Source organism: Saccharothrix syringae (assembly GCF_009498035.1).
GTDB classification, from domain to species: domain Bacteria; phylum Actinomycetota; class Actinomycetes; order Mycobacteriales; family Pseudonocardiaceae; genus Actinosynnema; species Actinosynnema syringae.
In genome coordinates this window covers 6,021,081-6,041,111 of the sequence record NZ_CP034550.1, presented here as the reverse complement: position 1 = coordinate 6,041,111, position 20,031 = coordinate 6,021,081, and the positions used below count along the sequence as shown (strand labels likewise).

Genomic DNA, 20,031 nt, shown 5'->3' with positions numbered 1-20,031 from the left:
GCATGCAGGGCAGCCCACGACCCGAACACCGGCGAGTCCGGGAGCTTCCGCGGGCCGTCACAGCGACACGGGCTGAGCGGTCTCGCGCTGCTCAACGGGCGTCCGGTTCGTCGGACGGCAATCGCATCATCTCCAGCAGACGCAGCGCCTGCCCCTCGGCGCGGGTGCCGGGAGCCGCTTCGAGCAGACCGAGCAGCACGATCAGCACGTCGTGGTCGAAGTGGGTGAAGAAGGTGTGCAGGTTGGTCTTCCACGGACCGTGGAAGACCAACGCCACCTGTCCCAGCGCGTCGATCATCACGGCTTCGTCGTCCACCTGCGCCGGGCGCCACCGCGGCGTGCGGTTGATCAGCCGGCGCAGGGCGGCCACGTCGTTCTCGAACTTGAGGCGTTGAGCCGTCGACATCGAAGACACCCCAGGAGACTCGCACATGTGTTCGAAGACCGAAGGAACGGTGAGCGGCGACCCGACGGCACCCCCACCGGGCGAGCTGTTCGCAGGATGCGTGAGCATCACTCATCTGTCGTAGTGGGGGCCGCCGTGGCGAAGACCGTTGTCATCGACGTGGACCGCTTGGACCGGAGGCACACGAGCTGTTCCGTCAGCTCACGCCCGGCCCGTCCATTGGCCAGGACAAGGACGGTTGGCCCCTCACGATTCCGCCCGGCGAGCGCTTCGTCGAGATCACCCGTCGATCACGGATCATCGCCGTCGGCGACACCCTCGCCCGCGCCGTCATCGAGCTGCTCGCCCGCGGCGGCCACTCTGCCGTGATCGGCCACGTGCAGGTCGACCCGGCCGCCGAGGGCGACGAACAGGTGCTCGGCCTCGTGATCGACTTCTGGGGCAGCCGCGCTGTCGTGCCACTGCGTCCCGGTGCCCGGCAACTGCGGATCTACCCCGAGATCGACGGCATCCACCTCGCCGGCCACGAACCGCTGGTGACCTTCGACCTCCCCGGCCGAAGCGGTCGAACAGGACGGTTGGATCAAGGCCGACCCCATCGCCGCCGCTCTGGCCGAACACCTCTCGCCGGTGGCGTGAGCAGGTTCGGCTGTGGCTCGCTCCAACCGAAGCGGCGCAGCCTCACGACTTCAAGTTCGTGCCGGAAACGCTCATCGGTGACCGGCGCGGAGATGACGACGGAGAAGCGATGGAGGAGCCGAGCCGCTGTCCGCTCGAAGTAGCGCGAACGAGTGAACGAGCGATGATCTTGTTTCGCGATGCAGGCACGCGGCGATAGACGGGCAGGCACCGGGGGCACGCCCCCCGACCCCCGGTGCTTACCTCCGAGATCGGGCGGTCTGGATCGACCGCGAGAACTCAGGCACCGGTGCTCGGCCTGCCGTGCACCACTCAACCGGCCCGGCCACTGCGTGACACTCGGCCACGGACAGGCCGACCCGAATGGCACGGGCGACGACCAGGTGCTTGGTCGGATGCTCGGCCTCGTGACAACGCCAGGTCGATCAACCGGTGCCCGAGTGCGATCCCTACGCCGATCAGCAGCGCCGTCACGGGCAGAGGGAAGTTCGGCAGTCGGTATCTCCCGGCGGCGGGCAGCCGCCCCTGCCGAATGCCGTCGCCGTGCTGGCGGCGCACGGACGCGGGTTCACCCGTCGTGGTCGTCTTGTCCACCCGAGGCAGTTCGCGGATGCCGCAGGCGACATCGGCCAGCCGGGTCGCGACAGGTTGCCCTTGCCACACCAGCACGTCGATCCGGGTGTTCTCGACATCGGCCAACGCGGCGAACGCACGGTCACCGGAGCAGACGACAAACCGGGTGCAACCACTGGCCTGCATGCGGCCGGCGTGCCTGATCAGCGCATTCTCCGCAGCGTTAGGTCCGGGCTCCACCCGCAGCGGTGCCACACGAAGGGCGGCGAGGACCGACGCGGCCGTGTCGCCGTCGTCCTCGGACGCGGCGTAGGCGACCACGACATGGTGACAAGGGCCTGCCGCTTCCAACAGCGCCGTCACCCGGGACCGCAGCACGGGAGGACGCGGGTTGGTGCCGACCATGTTCTCCAGGTCGATCAGCACCACCCCCTCGTCAGGCCACATCGCCTGGTGATCCGGTGTTGTGGATCCCAGCACCCGACTCGGCGACCCACTCCGACGCGGTGTGCGGTGACGGTATCGGTGAAAGCATCATGGTCGGCAACCGTAGCGCCGCATCTCGCGACACGAACGAGCGATCGCCACGACGGATACGAGCCAGGCGTCAACGACGGCACATGCCGGCCCCTCCCACGGGCCGGGGGAGAGGTCGGCGTCCAAGTCACTATGCGACGTGCTCCCCAGCGACTGCCGCCTCTGTCAGGGGTGCGCTGGAGTGACCTCGTTGCTCGACGCGATAAAGAGATCGAGCAGTTCACCGGCAACCAGATAGGTGTGGATGGCGCACATCTCGGCCTCTTTGACGCCCAACTCCGCGTGGACACCCTTGTTGGCGAGCTTGTCCAGAGTGCTGAACCGCTCATACACCCCGCCGATCGCGGCCTTGACCGCACCCGCGACGGCTTCGCTGCCGACGTTGTCCTTGACGAACTGGAAGATCCGGTTGCGATACGCGCTGTCGTTGAGCGGACTGCCGTTCTCGGCCACGGCGCCCGGTGCGGCGGGCAGGACGTGGTCGGCGACGGTCTTGAGGATGCGCCTGCACGTGGTGACCGCCTGAGCCAACTCCTCGGCCACCGGCGACTGCGGGTCGCGGGTCGCCTCCCGCAGCCTGCGGTACACAGCGGAGAACTGGGCGACCAGCGCCGATGCTCCCTGAGCCAACATGGCGTCCACGCGAGAGCGGAAGCGATCGAAGATCCGCTCGTTGACGTTGGCGTAGGTCAGCTGCCGCTCCCAGGCGCACAACGCCGTGAACACCCTTTGCCGGATACGCTCCAGAACCGCCCGGTAGTGCAGGCGCACGAACCTGTCATCGCCATCGGCACGGCGCTCGTCGAACTCGTCCAACCAGGCGATGATCTCGGCCACGCCGAAGGTGCTGACGTTGCCCGCATGCGGTCCGTCCTTGAACGTCCGGTTTTCGGACCACGCCCTCATCGCCGCGAAATCCGGACCGTCGGGCGACCCCCATGCCGAAGGGTCGGCCATCATGCGTTGGGCGTTCTCCGCGTTGGACTGCGGGTGTCCTCCGTGCGCCTTGAGTTCCATGGTGAACCGGACGGCCAACTCGGTCTCGCCCAGTAGCGAAGCGATCCGAGCGGCGCGACGGATGGTCACATCCAGTGGACGATCGTCGAACTCGGTCAGGGCCTGATGAACTAGCGACAGCACGTTCTCGCCGGTGAGGCTCGCCATCGGCGCATCCCAACCCCGCACGTCAACGGGTCTGTTGATCGAAGAACTCGCCGTCGACCACCGCTTGGGCGACACCTTGGCGGCCCACGTAGCCGCCTCGGTAGAGCACCCTTTTGCAGGCGGCCACGGCCTCGTTGTGGAACCGCTTGGCGGAGTCGTAGCGCTTCAGCGCCACGCCTGGGTAGTCGGCCTGCACGGTGATCCAGTCGTTCCACAGCACCCGAATCTCGTCCCACGTACACCTTGGGCGACGGCGAGCGACGAACCGGGCCAAGGCCAGTTGAGGAATCGCCTGGGAACGCGCCCGGTACTCGCCGTTGGTGCGGCGGGCGTCGAACCGCTTGCGGGCGGCGCGGTAGGCGTCGGCCACCTCGTCGGGCATTGCGGCGGGGTGCACGTCCAGCGTGATGCGTTCCGACCACGCCATCCACTGCGAGTCCCGGATGTTCTCCCGTTCCTCGGTGACCCGGATCAGTCCGACCAGCGGGGTCAACCCGGTCAGCACCCAGGTGGTGGCCTGCGCGGGTTCCCACCCGTGAGCGGTGGCCAACCCCACCGACAGCCTGCGCAACCACCCCAGCACGCCGCCCGGCGCGACCACGATCCACCGAACCCGGTCGTGCCCCGGCGCGACGTACTCCAGCCGGTCGACGAAAATGCTCGCCGAGGTCGACGGCAACGGCTCGTCGGGTTGCCAGCCCGCCGGAATCCGAACGCGGGCCTGCCGTAGGTCACCCGGCTGCTCCTGGGCCCGCTGGCCGATCCACTCCTCGACCCGGTCCAACCTGATGAGGCCATCGGGCAGGTGGGCCGCGCGGAAGGCCGCGGTCTGGCGATCACGGTCGGCCTCGGCGGCGATGTTCTCGCTCAACGCCAGCGCGTACGCCATCGACCGTTGTCCCACCGCAGCCGAGTGGGTCTGAGGCGAGGACGGCGACGGCAGGCTGCGACCCGGCTCGGTGGACCCGGCCGGGTCGGAGGCGGGATAGAGCAACTCCCGCATGTCCTTGAACAGCCCCGCGACGGCCTTGACCTCCTCGTCCAGATCATCGCCCTCACAGGAGAGCAGGTCGTCCAAGTGGCCGCGCCTGACCAGGAAAGCCCACTCGCGCTCGGTCAGGCCCGTGCGCAGTCGCCTGGTCAACCGCTTGCGGACCTCCGCCTCGGTAGTCATGGCCGCGATTTTATGGAGTATGGAAAATGGGGTATCACCGTGATGGGCATGAAGCTCAATCAGCGCATCAACCGGTGGGCCAAGACCACCTGCACCTTGCTGGACGCCGTGCGGTCGGTGCTGGTCTCCGCCCGACGGCTCGTCATCACCGCCACCCTGCTCGCGGGCGCAATCACGCTCCTGATCAGCCAAATCGCCCCGATGCTCAGGTAGCCGTCCTCCTGCTGTGCTCCTTCGTCGCAACACCCCGGCAGCTCCCCGCCGTCGTCGACAGCCGCTCGATGACCGTCGACGACGGCGGACCCAAGGGCCAGATCACGAACGCGGTGCCCGGCCGTCAACCGACGATCGGGCACCCCCCAACTACAGCCCTCCTGCTGATGCGTCGAGTACCGCCTGCAACGGGTGCTCCTCCACCTTCTCGTGTTCGGTAACCGCGAGCGGGTGTCGGATGCCGGTCATGGCCTGCAACGCCGTGGCCACCTCCGCCAGGCTGGCCTTGACGTAGGTGTAGGTCGCGCCGTGCTTGTTCGAAGTCGGCTCGGCGTGCCCGGCGAAGGCCCGCGCCACCGCGAACCCGAAGTTGCGCTCCACCCAGGTCAGCGTGGTGTGCCGCAACCAGTGGGTGCTGATCATCTGGGTGTGCACGGTGTCCACGTGCTTGCCGATGCGTCCCCACAGGGTCTCGTAGCGCTTGCGGGTCAGCGGGGTGCCGTCGTGGTAGCGCAGCACCGGGCTGTCCTCGTCGCGTGCGCCGCGCTGGTGGGCGTGGTGGATCAGGGTGTCCATCAGCGTCGGCGACACCGGCTGCCACCGCGAGGTCATGCCCTTCTCCCGCAGCAGCACCAGGCACCGCTCCCGATCCAGGTCCCGCAGCCGCAAACCGAGCGCCCCGCCGCGCCGGGCCGCGGTCTCGATGTGGAACCGCAGCAGCAACGCGTCCAACCCCGGATCGTTGCCCGTAGTCGAGGCGACCTCCTGGATCGTCGCCACCAGATCCGGGTCCAGGCTGTGGCGGCGCGACCGCACCCGCTTTGGTTTGGCCACCCGCAGCATCACGTTCTGCCGGACCGACAGCAATTCCTCGTCCATCGCGTACCGGTACAGGCACAACAACGCGTTGTAAGTGTGCTCGGCCGCACCCTGCCCGCCGTTGCCCGACCGACGCACCACCACCCCGGCCTTGACGAACTCGAACAACCCCTGGACGTCGGAGACGGTGACCTCGTCCAGCCGCCGCCCGCCCCACACCTCGACGATCTTGCGCCAGTAGGTGCCGTACACCCGCCGCGACGGTGCCGGAACCGCACCCTGCACCACCGGCACGAACTCCGCGAACGTCGGCACCGGCGGCGCCTCCGCCGCCTGCCTGCCCGCCGCGGCTCGCTCGGCCACCAACGCGTCGAGATCGACCAGGTCCTCGACGCGCAGTTTCATCCGCGCCAGCAACTGCGTGGCCATCGCCACGTCGACCGGATCGGGACCAGCCTCAGCCACGACGCCCACCTCCCAACTCCCCGGAACCGGCAGCCGGCCGCGACACCGACCTCCCGGCCTCCACCGCCCGATCCGACGGGCCGCCGCCGGAACCACCGACTTGGCCCCCCACGGCGCGGGCGGCATCCACGAGTCGACGCGGATCGGGCAGGGCCTGGTCCAACCGTTCCTGGCCGAAGATCAGCAGCACCGACAGCTCCGGCACCGCCCGCAGCAGCACCAGTTCACGCGCGCCGAAGGAACACCAGTGCCGCACGGTCGCCGGGATGTGCAGAAAACGGCGGCTCTTGACCTCGTGGGCGCCACCGCGGGCACCGCGCACCACGATCGTCCCGGCGTGTGCGGTGATGTCGATCCGCGTTCCCGCTTCCCAGCCGAGAACGTCGAACAACATCCCGCACGTCAACCGGCCCTTGTGGTCGAACACCGACGTCGAATACCGGCGCAGGTGCCGCAACCGGATCGGCGGAAGCTCGCCCGGAGCCGGGGCCGGAGTGCGCCGCAGGTCCAATTCCCGAGGAGCGAGAGGTTCCGCCGCAGGGGTGTCCGTTCCGGTGGTGGAGGGGATCCGGCCCGACGCCGACGGGGCGTCTGCGGAGGCGCGACGGAGAGTTCGGCCGGGGACGAGCGCGGGGATGATCCGGTCACCCAAGGCGACCACCCCGCACGGGAAGGATCTGTCGTGAAAGCGACTTGAACCCCCGACCGCGTGCTGCGATCGGGGGCCTGTCGTACCATGGTGTGGAGTGGGGAATTCCCCACGTTTGAGTGTCCGAGGGGGGACTTGAACCCCCACCCCCTTGCGGGGACTAGCACCTCAAGCTAGCGCGTCTGCCATTCCGCCACCCGGACTCTCGGCTCTCGCCGTGGTGTGTGCATAGATTACATGATCGTCCGCAGACGCCAAAATCGGGGGGTCCGTTGGGATCTTCCGGGAATACCTCCCTGGTGTTGGTGCAGGTCAGGGGGCTGAGGGCTGGCCTGTTGGCGTGGACTGAAGGTGCGGCACGGGGGCGCGCGGGGTGGCCCGGTGATCGTTGTCACCCCTTGTTGGTCTTGGTTCGCGCCCGCCGCGACGGGGGCGGCCTGGCGGCTGGAGGTGTCGACTTGCGGGCGCAGGTGTGGCTGAGAGTGTGCCGGGCTCGGGCGAACGGGTGATTGGTGTCACATCAGAGGTGTTTGTTGTGTACACCTGGTCCGTTGTAATCCGGGTTCTTGAAATGGTTCGGTCGTGTTTGAAAAGCGGTGAGGCGTTGGCGTGGGCCTGTGGTGATCCAATGTGCCTGTACCGGGGGTCCATTGCCGGTCGCACCCCCACCGATCGGGTACTGGTCACGCGGCGATCCGACCGGCAACACTGGCTGCGTGACTAACGAAGTTCCTCCTCTGATCTACGACGACGTGGCTGACCTGGTCCCGGTCATGCTCCCGGCCGATGTGGCCGTCCGGCTCGACATCGAGACCGAGCACACCTCGCGGGCGCTGATGAACCGGGTGTCGGTCTCGGTGATCCGGGCGACGTTGCTGGCTGTGGGCTTGGACCACGCGCACATGGCCGCGGGCAGGCTTGCTCGGCGGGCTTCGCGTTCCGAGTAGCGGCGTCGGGGGTCCGCCTGGGCGTGCAGCCTGGGAGCGGGGTGTCGGCCCACGTCGGGGGTGGGCGATGACCGGGCGGTGGAATGGGTCTGGGTGGGCGGTGAGCGGTCAGTTATTCCACGGTGGGGGGACACGCGCGGGGCGTGGATAACGTGAGCGGCGGGCAATGCCGAATCGTGTGGAAAGCGAGGATCCCCGCCCATGACCGCCCAGCTCGACCTGCAGAACCTCGACCTCACCGACGACCCGGACGTGCAGAACGACGTCTTCCTGGCCGCGTTCAACTCCGGTCAGGGCGCTATTTTCGACAGCCTCTACCGGGACGACTCGATCTCCAACCTGTCGGGCCAGCCGTTGACGGGTGCGGCGCGCACCGAGGCGATCACCGCCCTGCTGGCGACCAAGCCGGAGCTCAAGTCGACCGTTCGCTCGTACTTCTCCACCGGTGACACCTCTTTGATCATCGTCGACTACGACCTGGTCATCACCAAGGAGGACGGCTCCAAGCAGCGCATCCTCGGCAAGTGCACCGACGTGCTGGTGCGCGGTGAGGACGGCAAGTGGGTCATGGCCGTCGACCGCCCCGTCGCGGATTCCGTCGAGGACCTGTGAGCGCGGTGGCGCGGGCCACGCCCTGCCGCGGCCCGCGCCGCCCCTGCCGGAAGGACGTGTGCGATGGACCTGGCCCCTGAGTTGCGCGGGGTGTCGCCGGCCGAGATGCGCTCCACCATGGCCCTGTTCGCCACCGGTGTCGTCGTGCTGACCGTCGGTGGGGAGCACATCCACGGGATGACCGCCAACGCGTTCAGTTCCGTGTCGCTCGATCCTCCGTTGGTGTTGTGTTGTGTGGCGCGGACCGCCGTCATGCACCGGGCCATCACGGCTGCCGGGCATTTCGCGACCTCGGTGCTGGACGCGGAGCAGGAGGGGTCTGCGCGGCACTTCGCCAACCGCGGCCGGCCCGCCGGGCGCGCCCAGTTCGACGTCGTGGACTGGTTGCCCGGCCGGCACACCGGGGCGCCCGTGCTCGCCGGCTCCCTGGCCTGGGTGGAGTGCCGGTTGGAGGAGGCCCACGAGGCGGGCGACCACTCGATCTTCATCGGCCGCGTGCTCGACTCCGGACGGGGCGCGGGCACGGCCGGCCTGCTGTTCTTCGACGGCGCCTACCGGCGGGTCGACACGAGCGAAAGGCGACGATGAGCATCTCCGAGATGGACCTGCGCCCCGCGGTTCGCCGCGAGCCGGCGCCGGTCGTGCCGCGGCAGCCGCTCCCGCCGCGCACCATGCGCGCGTTGCGGGAGCGGCGGGACGAGCTGCGGTCCCGGATCACGGTGGGCAACGAGGACGCCGTTGCGCGCCAGCACCGGTTGGGCAAGCGCACGGCGCGCGAGCGGCTGGAGCTGCTGCTGGACGAGGGGTCGTTCGTCGAGCTGGACGCGTTCCGGCGGGGCGCGGGCGGCACCGGGGTGCACACCGACGGCGTGGTGGCGGGCTCGGGGACGGTGGACGGTCGCCGGGTGTTCGTCTACGCGCAGGACTTCACCATCTCCGGCGGGTCGCTGGGTGCGGCGCACGCGGCGAAGATCCACAAGGTGATGGACCTCGCGCTGGCCAACGGGGCGCCGATCGTGGCGCTCAACGACAGCGGTGGGGCGCGCATCCAGGAAGGCGTGATGGCGCTGGACGGCTACGGCGGCATCTTCCGCCGCCAGGTCGAGGCGTCCGGGATCATCCCGCAGATCAGCGTGGTGCTCGGGCCGTGCGCGGGTGGTGCGGCGTACTCGCCCGCGCTGGCGGACTTCACGTTCATGGTGCGCGACACCGCGCAGATGTACCTGACCGGGCCGGACGTGGTGGCCGCCGTCAGCGGCGAGCGGGTCACGCACGCCGAGCTGGGCGGCGCCGACGTGCACGGCAGCCGGTCGGGGGTGGCGTCGTTCGTGCACGACGACGAGGAAAGCTGTTTGGAGGACGTGCGGTACCTGTTGTCGTTGCTGCCGTCGAACAACCTGGAGCCGCCGCCGGCGGTGGAGTTCGACGAGGACGACGGGGCACGGCCGGGGTTGGCCGACCTGGTGCCGGTGGAGCCCAACCAGCCCTACGACATGCGCGCGGTCGTCGCCGAGGTGGTCGACGACGGCGAGTTCCTGGAGGTGCACGAGGGCTGGGCCGGCAACGTGCTGTGCGCGCTGGGCCGGATCGGCGGCGAGGTCGTGGGCCTGGTGGGCAACCAGCCGCTGGTGCTGGCCGGGGTGCTGGACACCGCGGCGTCGCAGAAGGCGGCGCGGTTCGTGCGGTTCTGCGACGCGTTCAACATCCCGCTGGTGACGCTGGTGGACGTGCCGGGGTTCCTGCCGGGCACCGAGCAGGAGTACGGCGGGGCGATCCGGCACGGCGCCAAGCTGCTCTACGCCTACTGCGAGGCTTCGGTGCCGCGCGTGCAGGTCATCCTGCGCAAAGCCTACGGCGGCGCGTACATCGTGATGGACTCCCGCTCCATCGGCTGCGACCTGTCGCTGGCCTGGCCGACCAACGAGATCGCGGTGATGGGCGCGGAGGCTGCGGTGAACGTGGTGCACCGCAAGGAGTTGGCCGCCGCGGCCGATCCGACCGAGCTGCGGGGCGCGTTGATCTCCCGGTACACGGCCGAGTTGATGCACCCCTACTACGCGGCCGAGCGCGGGCTCGTCGACGACGTGATCGACCCGGCGCAGACCCGTACCGCGATCATGCGCGGGTTGGCGATGCTGCGGGACAAGCGGCGTCGGACGCCTCCGCGCAAGCACGGCAACGTGCCGTTGTAGGCGCGGGGGAGTGGCGGCAGGCCCCGTCGGGTACCGAACCGGCGGGGCCGTCGCCGTGCCCGCCGTCAGTGCCGCGCCGGCCGGATCAGCGGCGCGCACCGGTGGGATCGCGCCGCGCGGTGGTGGCCATGATCCCCCTGCCCGCCGGCCCGAAGGCGAGCAGGCAGGCCAGCAGGCCGAAGCCCGCCGCGATGAGGTACACGTCGTCGAGGCCCCGGGCGGCCGCGTCGCGCACGTCCTCGCCCGGTGCCGGGTGCTGCGCGGCGGCGAGGTAGAACAGGCCGAGCACGGCGACGCCGAGCGCCTGGCCGAGCTGGCGGAACGTCGCCATCGCGCCCGACGCCATGCCGCCCCGGTCCGGGGGCGCGGACGCGAGCACCGCGGCGTTGGTGCCCGGCCCGCTGACGCCGATGCCCGCGCCGACGAGCACGAGGGCCGGTGCGAGGGCGTACCAGGACGACCCCCCGTCCACGGTGAAGCCGATCAGCGCGCACCCCGCGCCGATGAGCAGCAGGCCGCCGCCGATGGTCACCCGCGGCGGCACGGCGTGCAGGCGCTTGCCGATGAGCACGGATGCCAGGAACGACGTGAGCGCCATCGGGACCAGCGCCACGCCCGCGGGCAGCGAACCGAGCCCGAGCGCCGACTGCAACCAGAACGAGGTGTAGACCAGGCAGGCGAAGGTGACCGACGTCGCGACGACGCACAGCACGATCACGGCGAACGACGCGTTGCGGAACAGCGCCAGGTCCAGCACCGGGTGCTTCCGCCGCACCTCGACCAGCACGAAGGCGACCAGCGCGAGGACCGACACGGCGAACAGCACCGCGGACGGCCCGGACGTCCAGCCCCCGCCGCCACCGACGCGGATCAGCGCGAAGGTCAGCGTGCCGGTGAAGGCCGCGAAGGCCAGCATGCCCGGGACGTCGATCCGCGCGCCCTCGCGTCGCGGCGGGTCGCCGACCGAGAGCGCCGCCGGCACCAGGGCCACCACGCTGACCGGCAGGTTGACGAAGAAGATCGCGCGCCAGCCGAGGTACTGGGTGAGCACACCGCCCAGCAGCGGTCCCGCCGCGGCGGCGATGCCGAGCACACCGCTCCACACGCCGATCGCGGTGCCGCGGTCCCGGTCGCGGTACGAGCTGCCCAGCAGCGCGAGCGTCGTGCCGATCATCGCCGCGCCGCCGGCGCCCTGCACGCCCCGCGCGGCGATCAGCACCCCGGCGTCCGGGGCGACACCGCACGCCAACGAGGCCACCGCGAAGACCGCCAGCGAGGAGACGAACACCCGTCGCTGCCCGAACAGGTCACCGAGCGAGCCCGCGCCGAGCGTCATGACGGCGAGGGCGAGCGTGTAGACGTTCAGGACCCACTGCACGTGGGCGACCGTCGCACCGAGGTCCCCGGCCATGACCGGCAGCGCGACCGTGACCACGGTGGTGTCCACGATCAGCATGAACGACCCCAGGCACACGGCCACCAGGGGCCACCACTTGCGCATAACGCGTCCTTTCCTCCTGTGCACGCCGCGAACGTGGCACCGACGCGTGCACGACTCCAGCCGATGTGCCTCCTGTGCAAACATCCGTCGTCGCCTAGGGTTCACAGGTGGAAACCGTCACCCTGGACGATCTCGACCGCGGCTTGGCCCATGCGCTGCAGCTCGACGGCCGGGCGCCGTTCAGCAAGATCGCCGGTGTGCTCGGCGTCTCCGAGAACACCGTCGCCCGGCGCTACCGCCGGCTGCGCGCGGCCGGTGTGCTCCGGGTGGTCGGCGCGCTCGTCGGGGCCAGGCTGGGCAACGTCGTGTGGACCATCCGGCTGCGCTGCACCCCCGACGCCGCGGGGTCCATCGCGATGTCGCTGGCCCGTCGGCCCGACACCTTCTGGGTGCACCTGCTCTCCGGTGGCACCGAGATCTCCTGCGTGACGCAAACGCGCCTGCCGGAGGAGCGCGACGCGCTGCTGCTGCAGAAGCTGGCCCGTTCCGGCCGGGTGAGCTCGGTGACGGCGCACTGCGTGCTCAAGGGGTTCGCGGGACCGGGTGGCTGGGCGGGCCTGTCGTGCCTGTCGCCGCGGCAGGTCGAGGCGATGCGGGACGGCACGCCGATCGTCGCGGACGAACCGGTCGAGCTGTCCGAGGGCGACCACGTCCTGCTGGGCGCGCTGTCGGTGGACGGCCGGACGGGGCTCGCCGACCTCGCCGTCGCCACCGGCTGGTCGGAGTCCACGGTCAGCAGGCGGATGGACCGGTTGCGGCGCACCGGCGTGCTGTCCTACCAGGTCGACCTGCCCGCCGACGTCCTCGGCTACCACGCCGAGGCGCGCCTGTGGATGTCCGTGCGCCCGTCGGCCCTCGTCGCCACCGCGGAGACCCTGGCCGGCCACCCCGAGGTCTCCTTCACCGCCGTGACGACCGGGCCGACCAACCTGGTGGCGACGGTGATCTGCCGCGACTCGCTCGACCTCTACCGCTACCTGACCGAACGCGTCGCCACCCTCGACGGCATCACCCACGTCGAGACCGCGCCGGTCGTGCGCACGGTCAAGCGCAACGGGGCCGTCCAGCCGCTGTGAGCGGAGGAACTGCTCGGTGACGACCGCCCGTTCCTCAGCACGGGTCGATGCGGTACACCGGGGCCCAGCCCACGCCGGTGCGCTGCACCGCGTACGCCGCGGGCATCAGCCAGGTGTCCTTGTTCAGGAACTCCAGCAGCGGGCGGGTGCCGCGGGTCTGGTTGTTCTCCCACGAGCCCGTCGTGGACCAGGGGATGACCTTCCAGACGTTGCAGGTGTACATGCCGACGTGGTCACCGCCGAAGTACTCGTACTGGTAGGCGCAGAACCACTTGTAGTTCGCCCCGCCCTCGCACTCCGGGATGGGGGCCGACGCCACCAGGGCGCGTGGGCGGGACTCGCCCGGCACGGTGACGTTGAGCACCGCCCCCGGCCACTCGATCCGGTTCGGGGCGACCTGGTGGGCCTCGTCGCCCAGCTTCGCCAGGTAACCGTCGACCTTGTCCTGCAGCGCCCGCGCCCGGTCGGCGGGCAGGCCGGCGGCTTGCGCCTGCGCCACGAAGTCCCCCTCCGCCGCGACGGCGGGCGCGGGCGCCATCGCGGACACCAACGCCGAGCCGAGCAGTGCCGCCACCGCGGCCCCCACGAGTTTCGATCGCACTGCGCTTCCCCCTTCGATCGCCTGCTTGGGTGAACCAACCGTGCGCGGCCGATTGTGTGAACTGTTTGCGTTTTCTCCCAATCGCTGGTCAGGGCGGGTGTGCACTCCTGCGGTGCATCGTCTTACCCGGGGGGCGGGATGATCGAGTTTCACCTGTTGGGTGGAATGGCGGTGACCGTTGACGGGGCCGTGATCGACGTCGGCCCGGCCCGGCAGCGGTGCGTGCTGGCCGCGTTGGCGGTCGACGCCGGGCGCGTGGTGTCGGTCGACCGGCTGATCGGGCGGGTCTGGGCGCAGGACGCTCCGCCGCACGCCCGGGCCACGCTGATGAGCTACCTGTCCCGGCTGCGCGGGGTCCTGGGCGACGCGGTCGTGGTGCGGCGCACCGGCGGGTACGCGCTCCAGGTCGACCGGTCGGTGGTCGACCTGCACCGGTTCCACGACCTGTGCGCGCGGGCCCGGGCCGCCGACGACCGGCAGGCGGTGGCGCTGTGGCGGCAGGCGCTGGGGTTGTGGCGTGGGGAGGCGCTGACCGGGGTGGACGGGGAGTGGGCGGCGGGTGAGCGCGACCGGCTGGACCAGGAGCGCTGGGAGGCCGAGTGCGACCTGGCCGACGCGCTGCTGCGGCTGGGCCACGGTGAGGACCTGGTCGCCGACCTGACCGCGCGGGCCGGGCGGCGGCCGTTGGACGAGCGGGTGGCGGGGCAGTACGTGCTGGCCCTGCACCGCGCCGGGCGCACCGCCGACGCGTTGGCGCACTACCGGCGGGTGCGGCAGCGGCTGGTGGAGGAGTTGGGCGCCGAGCCCGGTGCGGCGTTGCGGGAGTTGCACCGACGCGTGCTCGACGCCGATCCCGCCCTGGGCGCCTCGGCCGCGACCGCGGTGGTGCCGCGGCAGCTCCCAGCGCCGCCGGGGCCGTTCACCGGTCGCGTCGCCGAGCTGGCCCGGCTGGACGAGGCGCGGACCGCCGGGACGGTGCTGATCTCGGCGATCGGCGGTGCGGGCGGGATCGGCAAGACCTGGCTCGCGCTGGCCTGGGCCCACCGCCACGCCGACGAGTTCCCCGACGGGCAGCTGTTCGTGGACCTGCGCGGGTTCAGCCCCGACGGCCGGCCGGTGCCGCCGGAGGCCGCGCTGTCCGGGTTCCTCACCGCCCTCGGCACCGCGCCCGACCGGGTGCCCGCCGCCCTGGAGGACCGGTCCGCGCTGTTCCGCAGCCTGGTCGCGGACCGGCGGGTGCTGGTGGTGCTGGACAACGCGGCCACCGCCGACCAGGTGGTCCCGCTGCTGCCGGGCAACCCCGCCTGCGCCGCGCTGGTCACCGGCCGCACCAGGCTCGCGTCGCTGATCGACCGGCACGGCGCCCGGCACCTGAACCTCGACGTCCTGTCCCCCGACGAGGCCCGCGCCCTGCTGGCCGCGCGCCTGGGCGACCGGCGCGTGGCCGCCGAACCCGACGCCGCCGACGAGCTGATCGCGCTGTGCGGGCGCTACCCGCTGGCGCTGTCGATCACGGCCCGCCAGGCGCACACCCGCCCGGCCGTGCCGCTGGCCGAACTCGCCGCCGAACTGCGCGACCTCGGCCTGGAGGCCCTCGACCACGACACCGGGCTGCCCGCCGTGCTGTCCTGGTCCCTGCGCGACCTGACCGGCGAGCAGCGGACCGCGTTCGCCCTGCTGGGCATCGCACCCGGCCCCGACATCGGCCTGCCCGCCGCCACCGCCCTCACCGGCCGGTCGCCGACGTGGACGCGCGCGGTGCTGCGCGTCCTGGAGGACGTCTCGCTGGTCGAGCGGCGACCGGGCAACCGCTACGCGATGCACGACCTGGTCCGCGCCTACGCCGCCACCCTCGCCCCGCCCGAACCGCAGCGGCGGGCGGCACTGGAGCGGGTGGTCGACTTCTACCTGCACACCGCCCTCGCCGCCGACCGCCTCCTCGACCCCCACGCCTCGCCGATCCGCCCGGACCCGCCCGCGCCCGGCGTCCACCCCCACCCGCTGCCCGACCAGGCCGCCGCGCTGGCGTGGCTGGACGCCGAGCACGCGCACCTGCTCGCCGCCCAGCACACCGCCGCCGCAGGCCACCGGCACCGGGTCGTCTGGCAGCTGGCCCGCGCCCTGATCGACTTCCACCAGCGGACCGGGCGCTTCCACGACGAGCTGGTGGTGTGGCGGGCCGCCCTGGACGCCGCCGAGCACCTGCCCGACCCCGCCACCCGCATCCGCGCCCACCGCAACCTCGGCAGCGCCCACGCCAGGCTCGGGCGGCACGAGGAGGCCACCACGCACCTGCACCGGTCACTGGACCTGGCCGAACGGCACCACGCCACCACCGACCAGGCCGCCACCCACTACGACCTCGCGCTGGCGTGGGGTGCGCGGGGCGACGACCGCAGGGCCCTGGACCACGCCCGGCGCGCGGTCGAGCTCTACCGGCAGGTCGACCGGCCGGTGTGGGAGGCCGTCGCGCTCAACGCGACGGGCTGGTACGCCGCCCGCCTGGGCGACCACGACACCGCCCGCGAGCACTGCCGGGCCGCCCTCGCCCTGAACCGGGAGCACCACCACCCCGACGGCGAGGCCGACACCCTCGACAGCCTGGGCTGGATCGACCACCGGACCGGCCGGCACCGCGAGGCCGTCGGCCACTACCACCGGGCGCTCGACCTCTACCGCACCCTCGGCAACACCTACATGGCGGCCAACACCCTCGACGGCCTCGGCCACCCGCACCTCGCCCTCGGCGAGCACGACCTGGCCCGCGAGGCGTGGCGGGAGGCGCTGGCGCTGTACCGGGAGCAGGGCCGCGACGACGATGCGGAGCGGGTCCGGCGGCAACTCGACGACCTCGACCGGCGGCCTGCGACGGACCCGGGTGGCCGGGGAGCCCGCCCGCGCGCGTAGCCGCGCCCCGAGGGCTGACGGGGGTTCGGACCGTGCGGAACACCGGTCGGAGCGGAACCCGGTGGCGGCGGCGTGCTCAGGCCGGGCTGCCCGTCCGGCCGCGCAGCGCCTCGGCCAGGCGGGCCGTGTCCTCCAGGACGTAGTCGTCGACCATCCTGCCCCACTTCAGGGTGACCCACTGCACGCCCTCGTTGCGGTACTCGCCGCCGTCGGCGAGGGTGCCCGCCATCGTCAGCCTCGTCACGACGGTGGTGCGCCAGGGCCACCCGCGCACCACGACGTCGACGAGCGTGATGCGCAGCCCGGGCAGGACTTCCTGCATCCCGCGGAACCACTGCTCCAGCCGGTCGCGACCGGTGAACTCGGCCCCGAGCGGGGGCTCCCCGACGAACTTGAACCTGACGTCGGGAGCGGCGAGCCGGACGGCGGCCAGGTGGTCCCCGGCCCCGACCCGCTCCCACAACCTGCGCACCTTGGCGCGGACGACGGCGTGGTACACGATGCACCTCCAGTGACTTGCGAATCGCAAGTGACCTTAGAGCTGCCGACTTGCTCTTTGCAATCGACTAGGATCCGCGGCATGCCCAGAGACCGCTTCAGCGCCATGGCGTGCTCCGTGGCCCGCACCGCGAACATCGTCGGCGACCCGTGGACCCTGCTCGTGCTGCGCGACCTGTTCCTGGGCCTGACCCGCTTCGACCAGTTCACCGCGGACCTGGGCATCGCGACCAACACCCTGGCCGACCGCCTCGCCACGCTGGTGGACGCCGGTCTGGTCGAGCGCCGGAAGTACCAGGAGCACCCCGTTCGCCACGAGTACCACCTGACCGGGGCGGGCAAGGACCTCTACGGCGTCGTCGTCAGCCTCCTGGCCTGGGGCGACCGGCACCTGGCCCCGGACGGCGCACCGCTGCGCCTGCGGCACACCACCTGCGACCACGTGGCGACCCCGGTGGTGGCCTGTTCCCACTGCGGCGGGGAACTGCACGCCGACGACGTGCTCCCGCTGCCGGGGCCGGGTGGCCGGGCGGCCCCGGGGACCCGGTTGGTCGCGGAACTGCTCGCGGGGCCCCGTCCGGACCGACCGGTGCGCCGGCCGGGGTGACCGGTGCCGGGGTCAGGGGCGCAGCAGGTGGACGAGGAGCCTGCGGCGCTCGGCCCGGTTGTCCGGTCGCGGGTCGAACACCGCGTCGAGCAGCGGCAGCACCTGGTCGCGGGCCTCGCGGGTGCGCATGATCCGCTGCCACAGCAGCAGGTTCAGGTTGTAGCGCCACCGGGGGGTGGTGGCCAGCCGCAGGACGTTGACGACGTTGCTGCGCGCCTTGGCCGGCAGCGCGTCCACGTCCCCGGGCCCGGTGAGCAGCGACTCGGGCAGCACGTCGAGGCCGTGGGCGGTCATGGAGGCGAAGTCGGTCGGCCAGGCCGCCGCCCACAGGTAGTCGACCATCCGGCACCAGCCGCGCAGGAAGGTGATCTCCAGGTCGGGCCAGGGGGCGGTGTCGACGTCGGCGAGCACGCCGGCCACCACGTCCAGGCACGTCTTGTGCGCCTTCCACAGGGCCAGGCGCGCCGGTTCCGGGTCCGCCGACCCGTTCCCGGCCACCAGGGTGAAGTAGTCGCGCCAGTCGGCCACCGCGCCGACCAGCTCGTCCGGCACGACCCCGCCCGTCACGTACCGGAACCGGGACGGGCCCGGCGGGTCGGCGACCGGCAGGGCCGGCACCACCCCGGCGGCCGCGGCACCCAGCCACGGGATGGCGCTGAGCGCGTAGTTGCCGTAGCCCCACGGCGCGTCCGGGTCGATCCGCCCGTCCCGCGGGGCGCCGGCGCCGAGCCGGCCGCTGCGCAGCTGCCACTGGTGCTGGAACATCAGGCCCCACAGGGGGTTGCGCCGGTTGTCGGCGCCGAACCCGTCCGCCGGGTTGGTGTTGCGGATCATCAGCCGGTAGGCGGCCATCCGCTGCTCGAAGCGGAACGGGTCGAACGCACCCTCCAGCTCCGGCGCCGTCGCCCAGACCGGGTACAGGTCCAGCTCCGCCAGCTCCTCGGGGTGGGCCATGGGCGGGATTCTTCGCAGCACCCCGGCGGGTGTCCACCGGCAACCGGTCGCACAGTCGTGAGATCACCCTCCGGGGCTCCGCTTTTTCTCCGTTCGGTTTCCGCTTTGTGCGGTCCGCCCACGGAACGTGGCGGTTGGGCGTGGCGTTTCACCTGGTCGTGTTCTGGTGCGCCGGGCGCGCGGGGAGTGGAGTGGGGGTTCCCACGAGCGAAGGGTGGCCCCGGTGATCGACGCAGCCGCTTTCGAGGCCCTGAAGTTCCAGGGCGACCCCCTCGCCGACGCCGTGGTCGCCGACCTGGTCGCGACGAACCGGGTGGACCTGGTCAACGAGGTGCTGGAGCACTTCCGCGCCAACGACCAACCGATCCCCGAGCAGCTGCCCGGGCCGGTGCGGGAGTTCCTGGTCGCCACCGACGCCCCGCCGGCGTGGGTGGAGCCCGACCGGATCGCGCGGGCCTACGACTTCTTCGTCGACGACGGGATGCACGTCGCCTCGGTGCTCACCTTCGGCGCGATGATCAACTGCTACGCGCACGCGCGAGGGGCCCGGGCGCTCACCCTGACCCACGGCCTGGACCAGCCCCAGAGGCGGCTGTCGGAGACCTCCCAGTTCGTCATGAACATGATGGGCCGCGACGCTTTCGGCTCCGGCGGGTCGTTCGTGCCCACCATCCAGAAGACGCGCCTCATCCACGCCGCCGTGCGCCACTTCCTCATCGCGTCCGGCCGCTGGGACGTCGAGGCCGACGGCGTGCCCGTGTGCCGGCAGGACATGGTCGGTGCCCTGCTGATCTTCTCCGTGCAGGTGGTCGAGGGCATGCGCCGCATCGGCATCTCCGTCACCGAGCAGGAGGCGCAGGACTACTACTACGTGTGGCGGGCCGCGGGCGCCATGCTCGGCATCCCCGCCGAGGCCGTGCCCGAGTCGATCGAGGACGCGCGCGAGCTGAGCGCCACGGTGGTCGAAGCCGCCTACGGGCCGTCGCCGGAGGGCGTGGTGCTCACCCGCCACCTGCTCGACCTCTACGAGGGGCTGTTCCCCGGCAAGCTCTTCGACGGCATCGTCGCCGCCATGGTCCGGCAGGTCGTCAACCCCGAGGTCGCCGACTGGATGCAGGTCCCGGACTCCCGCGGCTGGGGCCGCGCGGTGGGGGTGGGCACCCGCCTGGTCCGCCTGCTGGAGCGTTCCGAGGACAGCAGCGCCCTGGCCACCACGATCCTCGACCGCGCCGGCGCGCTGCTGCTCGGTGGCAGCGTCCGCAACCTGACCAACGGCCAGTCCACCACCCTGTCCATTCCCACCGACCTGCGCGAGCGGTGGGAGGCCGCAGGGCGGTCGCCCCTGCCACCGGAGGTGGGGGCGGCCGCCGAACCGCGGTGACCGGCCGCCTCCGAGCGGGGGCACGGGCGGCAGGGCCGCGACGACGCGGGGCGGGTCCGGCGGCAGCCGGGTGAACCCGACCGCGCCGGGGTGCGGGCGCGGGCGGCGCCATTCCG

20 protein-coding genes and 1 tRNA gene are annotated in these 20,031 nt (G+C 71.7%); 9 read left to right on the top strand and 12 right to left on the bottom strand.

The annotated features are described in order from the left end of the window. Positions 1–91: 91 nt before the first annotated feature. From EKG83_RS25800 to EKG83_RS25780, 5 genes are all read right to left on the bottom strand, one after another. Complete coding sequence (locus tag EKG83_RS25800) at positions 92–517, bottom strand: hypothetical protein (protein WP_153278392.1); 426 nt, start codon at positions 515–517, stop codon at positions 92–94. Positions 518–696: 179 nt separating this feature from the next. After that, on the bottom strand, positions 697–993 hold the full coding sequence (locus EKG83_RS25795) for a hypothetical protein (RefSeq protein WP_153278391.1): 297 nt from the start codon (positions 991–993) through the stop codon (positions 697–699). A gap of 364 nt (positions 994–1,357) precedes the next feature. Further along, on the bottom strand, positions 1,358–2,044 hold the full coding sequence (locus EKG83_RS25790; RefSeq protein ID WP_153278390.1) for a hypothetical protein: 687 nt from the start codon (positions 2,042–2,044) through the stop codon (positions 1,358–1,360). A gap of 276 nt (positions 2,045–2,320) precedes the next feature. Further along, entirely contained in the window at positions 2,321–3,319 is a 999-nt protein-coding gene (locus tag EKG83_RS25785) for a hypothetical protein (protein ID WP_153278389.1), read from the bottom strand. Between the two features lie 22 nt (positions 3,320–3,341). After that, a complete protein-coding gene (locus EKG83_RS25780) occupies positions 3,342–4,397 on the bottom strand; it encodes a hypothetical protein (RefSeq protein ID WP_153278388.1) in 1,056 nt (351 codons plus the stop codon). A gap of 144 nt (positions 4,398–4,541) precedes the next feature. Here EKG83_RS25780 and EKG83_RS25775 point away from each other — a divergent pair, with 144 nt between their 5' ends. After that, positions 4,542–4,706, top strand: a complete 165-nt coding sequence (locus EKG83_RS25775) for a hypothetical protein (protein WP_153278387.1) — start codon at positions 4,542–4,544, stop codon at positions 4,704–4,706. A 150-nt stretch (positions 4,707–4,856) separates the two neighbouring features. On the opposite strand, the gene EKG83_RS25770 is transcribed toward EKG83_RS25775, so the two are convergent. The 3 genes from EKG83_RS25770 to EKG83_RS25760 form a co-directional block, all read right to left on the bottom strand. Next, on the bottom strand, positions 4,857–5,990 hold the full coding sequence (locus EKG83_RS25770) for a tyrosine-type recombinase/integrase (protein WP_228122202.1): 1,134 nt from the start codon (positions 5,988–5,990) through the stop codon (positions 4,857–4,859). After that, complete coding sequence (locus EKG83_RS25765; RefSeq protein ID WP_153278386.1) at positions 5,983–6,417, bottom strand: hypothetical protein; 435 nt, start codon at positions 6,415–6,417, stop codon at positions 5,983–5,985. The genes EKG83_RS25770 and EKG83_RS25765 overlap by 8 nt, the downstream gene beginning before the upstream one ends. A gap of 342 nt (positions 6,418–6,759) precedes the next feature. Further along, a tRNA-Leu gene (locus EKG83_RS25760) sits at positions 6,760–6,842 on the bottom strand. Positions 6,843–7,355: 513 nt separating this feature from the next. Between EKG83_RS25760 and EKG83_RS25755 the strand changes: the two genes are divergently transcribed. The 4 genes from EKG83_RS25755 to EKG83_RS25740 all read left to right on the top strand — a co-directional run bounded on the left by EKG83_RS25755 (position 7,356) and on the right by EKG83_RS25740 (position 10,390). Then, positions 7,356–7,586: a hypothetical protein gene (locus EKG83_RS25755; protein WP_153278385.1), complete on the top strand. Its 231-nt coding sequence runs from the start codon at positions 7,356–7,358 to the stop codon at positions 7,584–7,586. Positions 7,587–7,787: 201 nt separating this feature from the next. After that, entirely contained in the window at positions 7,788–8,198 is a 411-nt protein-coding gene (locus EKG83_RS25750; RefSeq protein WP_033433537.1) for a YybH family protein, read from the top strand. Between the two features lie 63 nt (positions 8,199–8,261). Continuing rightward, positions 8,262–8,786 carry a flavin reductase family protein gene (locus EKG83_RS25745; RefSeq protein WP_033433536.1) on the top strand — a complete coding sequence of 175 codons (525 nt, stop codon included), beginning with the start codon at positions 8,262–8,264 and terminating at the stop codon, positions 8,784–8,786. Continuing rightward, positions 8,783–10,390 (top strand): acyl-CoA carboxylase subunit beta, encoded by a 1,608-nt coding sequence (locus EKG83_RS25740; protein WP_033433535.1) that lies wholly within the window; start codon positions 8,783–8,785, stop codon positions 10,388–10,390. The genes EKG83_RS25745 and EKG83_RS25740 overlap by 4 nt, the downstream gene beginning before the upstream one ends. Positions 10,391–10,475: 85 nt before the next feature. On the opposite strand, the gene EKG83_RS25735 is transcribed toward EKG83_RS25740, so the two are convergent. Then, the gene (locus EKG83_RS25735; RefSeq protein WP_033433534.1) at positions 10,476–11,891 is read right to left on the bottom strand and encodes an MFS transporter; all 1,416 of its coding nucleotides are present in this window, start codon (positions 11,889–11,891) and stop codon (positions 10,476–10,478) included. A gap of 107 nt (positions 11,892–11,998) precedes the next feature. Here EKG83_RS25735 and EKG83_RS25730 point away from each other — a divergent pair, with 107 nt between their 5' ends. After that, on the top strand, positions 11,999–12,967 hold the full coding sequence (locus EKG83_RS25730) for an Lrp/AsnC family transcriptional regulator (RefSeq protein ID WP_033433533.1): 969 nt from the start codon (positions 11,999–12,001) through the stop codon (positions 12,965–12,967). 34 nt (positions 12,968–13,001) lie between these two features. Here the strand turns inward: EKG83_RS25730 and EKG83_RS25725 are convergent, their stop codons facing one another. Beyond that, a complete protein-coding gene (locus EKG83_RS25725; RefSeq protein ID WP_153278383.1) occupies positions 13,002–13,568 on the bottom strand; it encodes a hypothetical protein in 567 nt (188 codons plus the stop codon). Positions 13,569–13,733: 165 nt separating this feature from the next. On the opposite strand from EKG83_RS25725, the gene EKG83_RS25720 reads away from it, so the two are divergent. Continuing rightward, entirely contained in the window at positions 13,734–16,475 is a 2,742-nt protein-coding gene (locus EKG83_RS25720; RefSeq protein WP_228122201.1) for an AfsR/SARP family transcriptional regulator, read from the top strand. 76 nt (positions 16,476–16,551) lie between these two features. Here EKG83_RS25720 and EKG83_RS25715 read toward each other — a convergent pair whose 3' ends face one another. Next, positions 16,552–16,974, bottom strand: coding sequence for a nuclear transport factor 2 family protein (locus EKG83_RS25715; RefSeq protein ID WP_051766494.1), 423 nt, complete (start codon positions 16,972–16,974; stop codon positions 16,552–16,554). An 81-nt stretch (positions 16,975–17,055) separates the two neighbouring features. Here EKG83_RS25715 and EKG83_RS49135 point away from each other — a divergent pair, with 81 nt between their 5' ends. After that, positions 17,056–17,580 (top strand): winged helix-turn-helix transcriptional regulator, encoded by a 525-nt coding sequence (locus tag EKG83_RS49135; RefSeq protein ID WP_033433532.1) that lies wholly within the window; start codon positions 17,056–17,058, stop codon positions 17,578–17,580. A 12-nt stretch (positions 17,581–17,592) separates the two neighbouring features. Here the strand turns inward: EKG83_RS49135 and EKG83_RS25705 are convergent, their stop codons facing one another. After that, positions 17,593–18,534 carry a Leg1-related protein gene (locus tag EKG83_RS25705; RefSeq protein ID WP_033433531.1) on the bottom strand — a complete coding sequence of 314 codons (942 nt, stop codon included), beginning with the start codon at positions 18,532–18,534 and terminating at the stop codon, positions 17,593–17,595. Between the two features lie 223 nt (positions 18,535–18,757). On the opposite strand from EKG83_RS25705, the gene EKG83_RS25700 reads away from it, so the two are divergent. Next, positions 18,758–19,915 carry an oxygenase MpaB family protein gene (locus EKG83_RS25700; protein ID WP_033433584.1) on the top strand — a complete coding sequence of 386 codons (1,158 nt, stop codon included), beginning with the start codon at positions 18,758–18,760 and terminating at the stop codon, positions 19,913–19,915. Positions 19,916–20,031 lie beyond the last annotated feature (116 nt).

What these genes read in the sequence shown, in the direction of transcription:
- EKG83_RS25720 (WP_228122201.1), top strand. Translation starts at nt 13,734, where the DNA reads ATGGCGGTGACCGTTGACGGGGCCGTGATCGACGTCGGCCCGGCCCGG.
- EKG83_RS25775 (WP_153278387.1), top strand. Translation starts at nt 4,542, where the DNA reads ATGAAGCTCAATCAGCGCATCAACCGGTGGGCCAAGACCACCTGCACC.
- EKG83_RS25745 (WP_033433536.1), top strand. Translation starts at nt 8,262, where the DNA reads ATGGACCTGGCCCCTGAGTTGCGCGGGGTGTCGCCGGCCGAGATGCGC.
- EKG83_RS25750 (WP_033433537.1), top strand. Translation starts at nt 7,788, where the DNA reads ATGACCGCCCAGCTCGACCTGCAGAACCTCGACCTCACCGACGACCCG.
- EKG83_RS25735 (WP_033433534.1), bottom strand. Translation starts at nt 11,891, where the DNA reads ATGCGCAAGTGGTGGCCCCTGGTGGCCGTGTGCCTGGGGTCGTTCATG.
- EKG83_RS25785 (WP_153278389.1), bottom strand. Translation starts at nt 3,319, where the DNA reads ATGGCGAGCCTCACCGGCGAGAACGTGCTGTCGCTAGTTCATCAGGCC.
- EKG83_RS49135 (WP_033433532.1), top strand. Translation starts at nt 17,056, where the DNA reads ATGCCCAGAGACCGCTTCAGCGCCATGGCGTGCTCCGTGGCCCGCACC.
- EKG83_RS25740 (WP_033433535.1), top strand. Translation starts at nt 8,783, where the DNA reads ATGAGCATCTCCGAGATGGACCTGCGCCCCGCGGTTCGCCGCGAGCCG.
- EKG83_RS25705 (WP_033433531.1), bottom strand. Translation starts at nt 18,534, where the DNA reads ATGGCCCACCCCGAGGAGCTGGCGGAGCTGGACCTGTACCCGGTCTGG.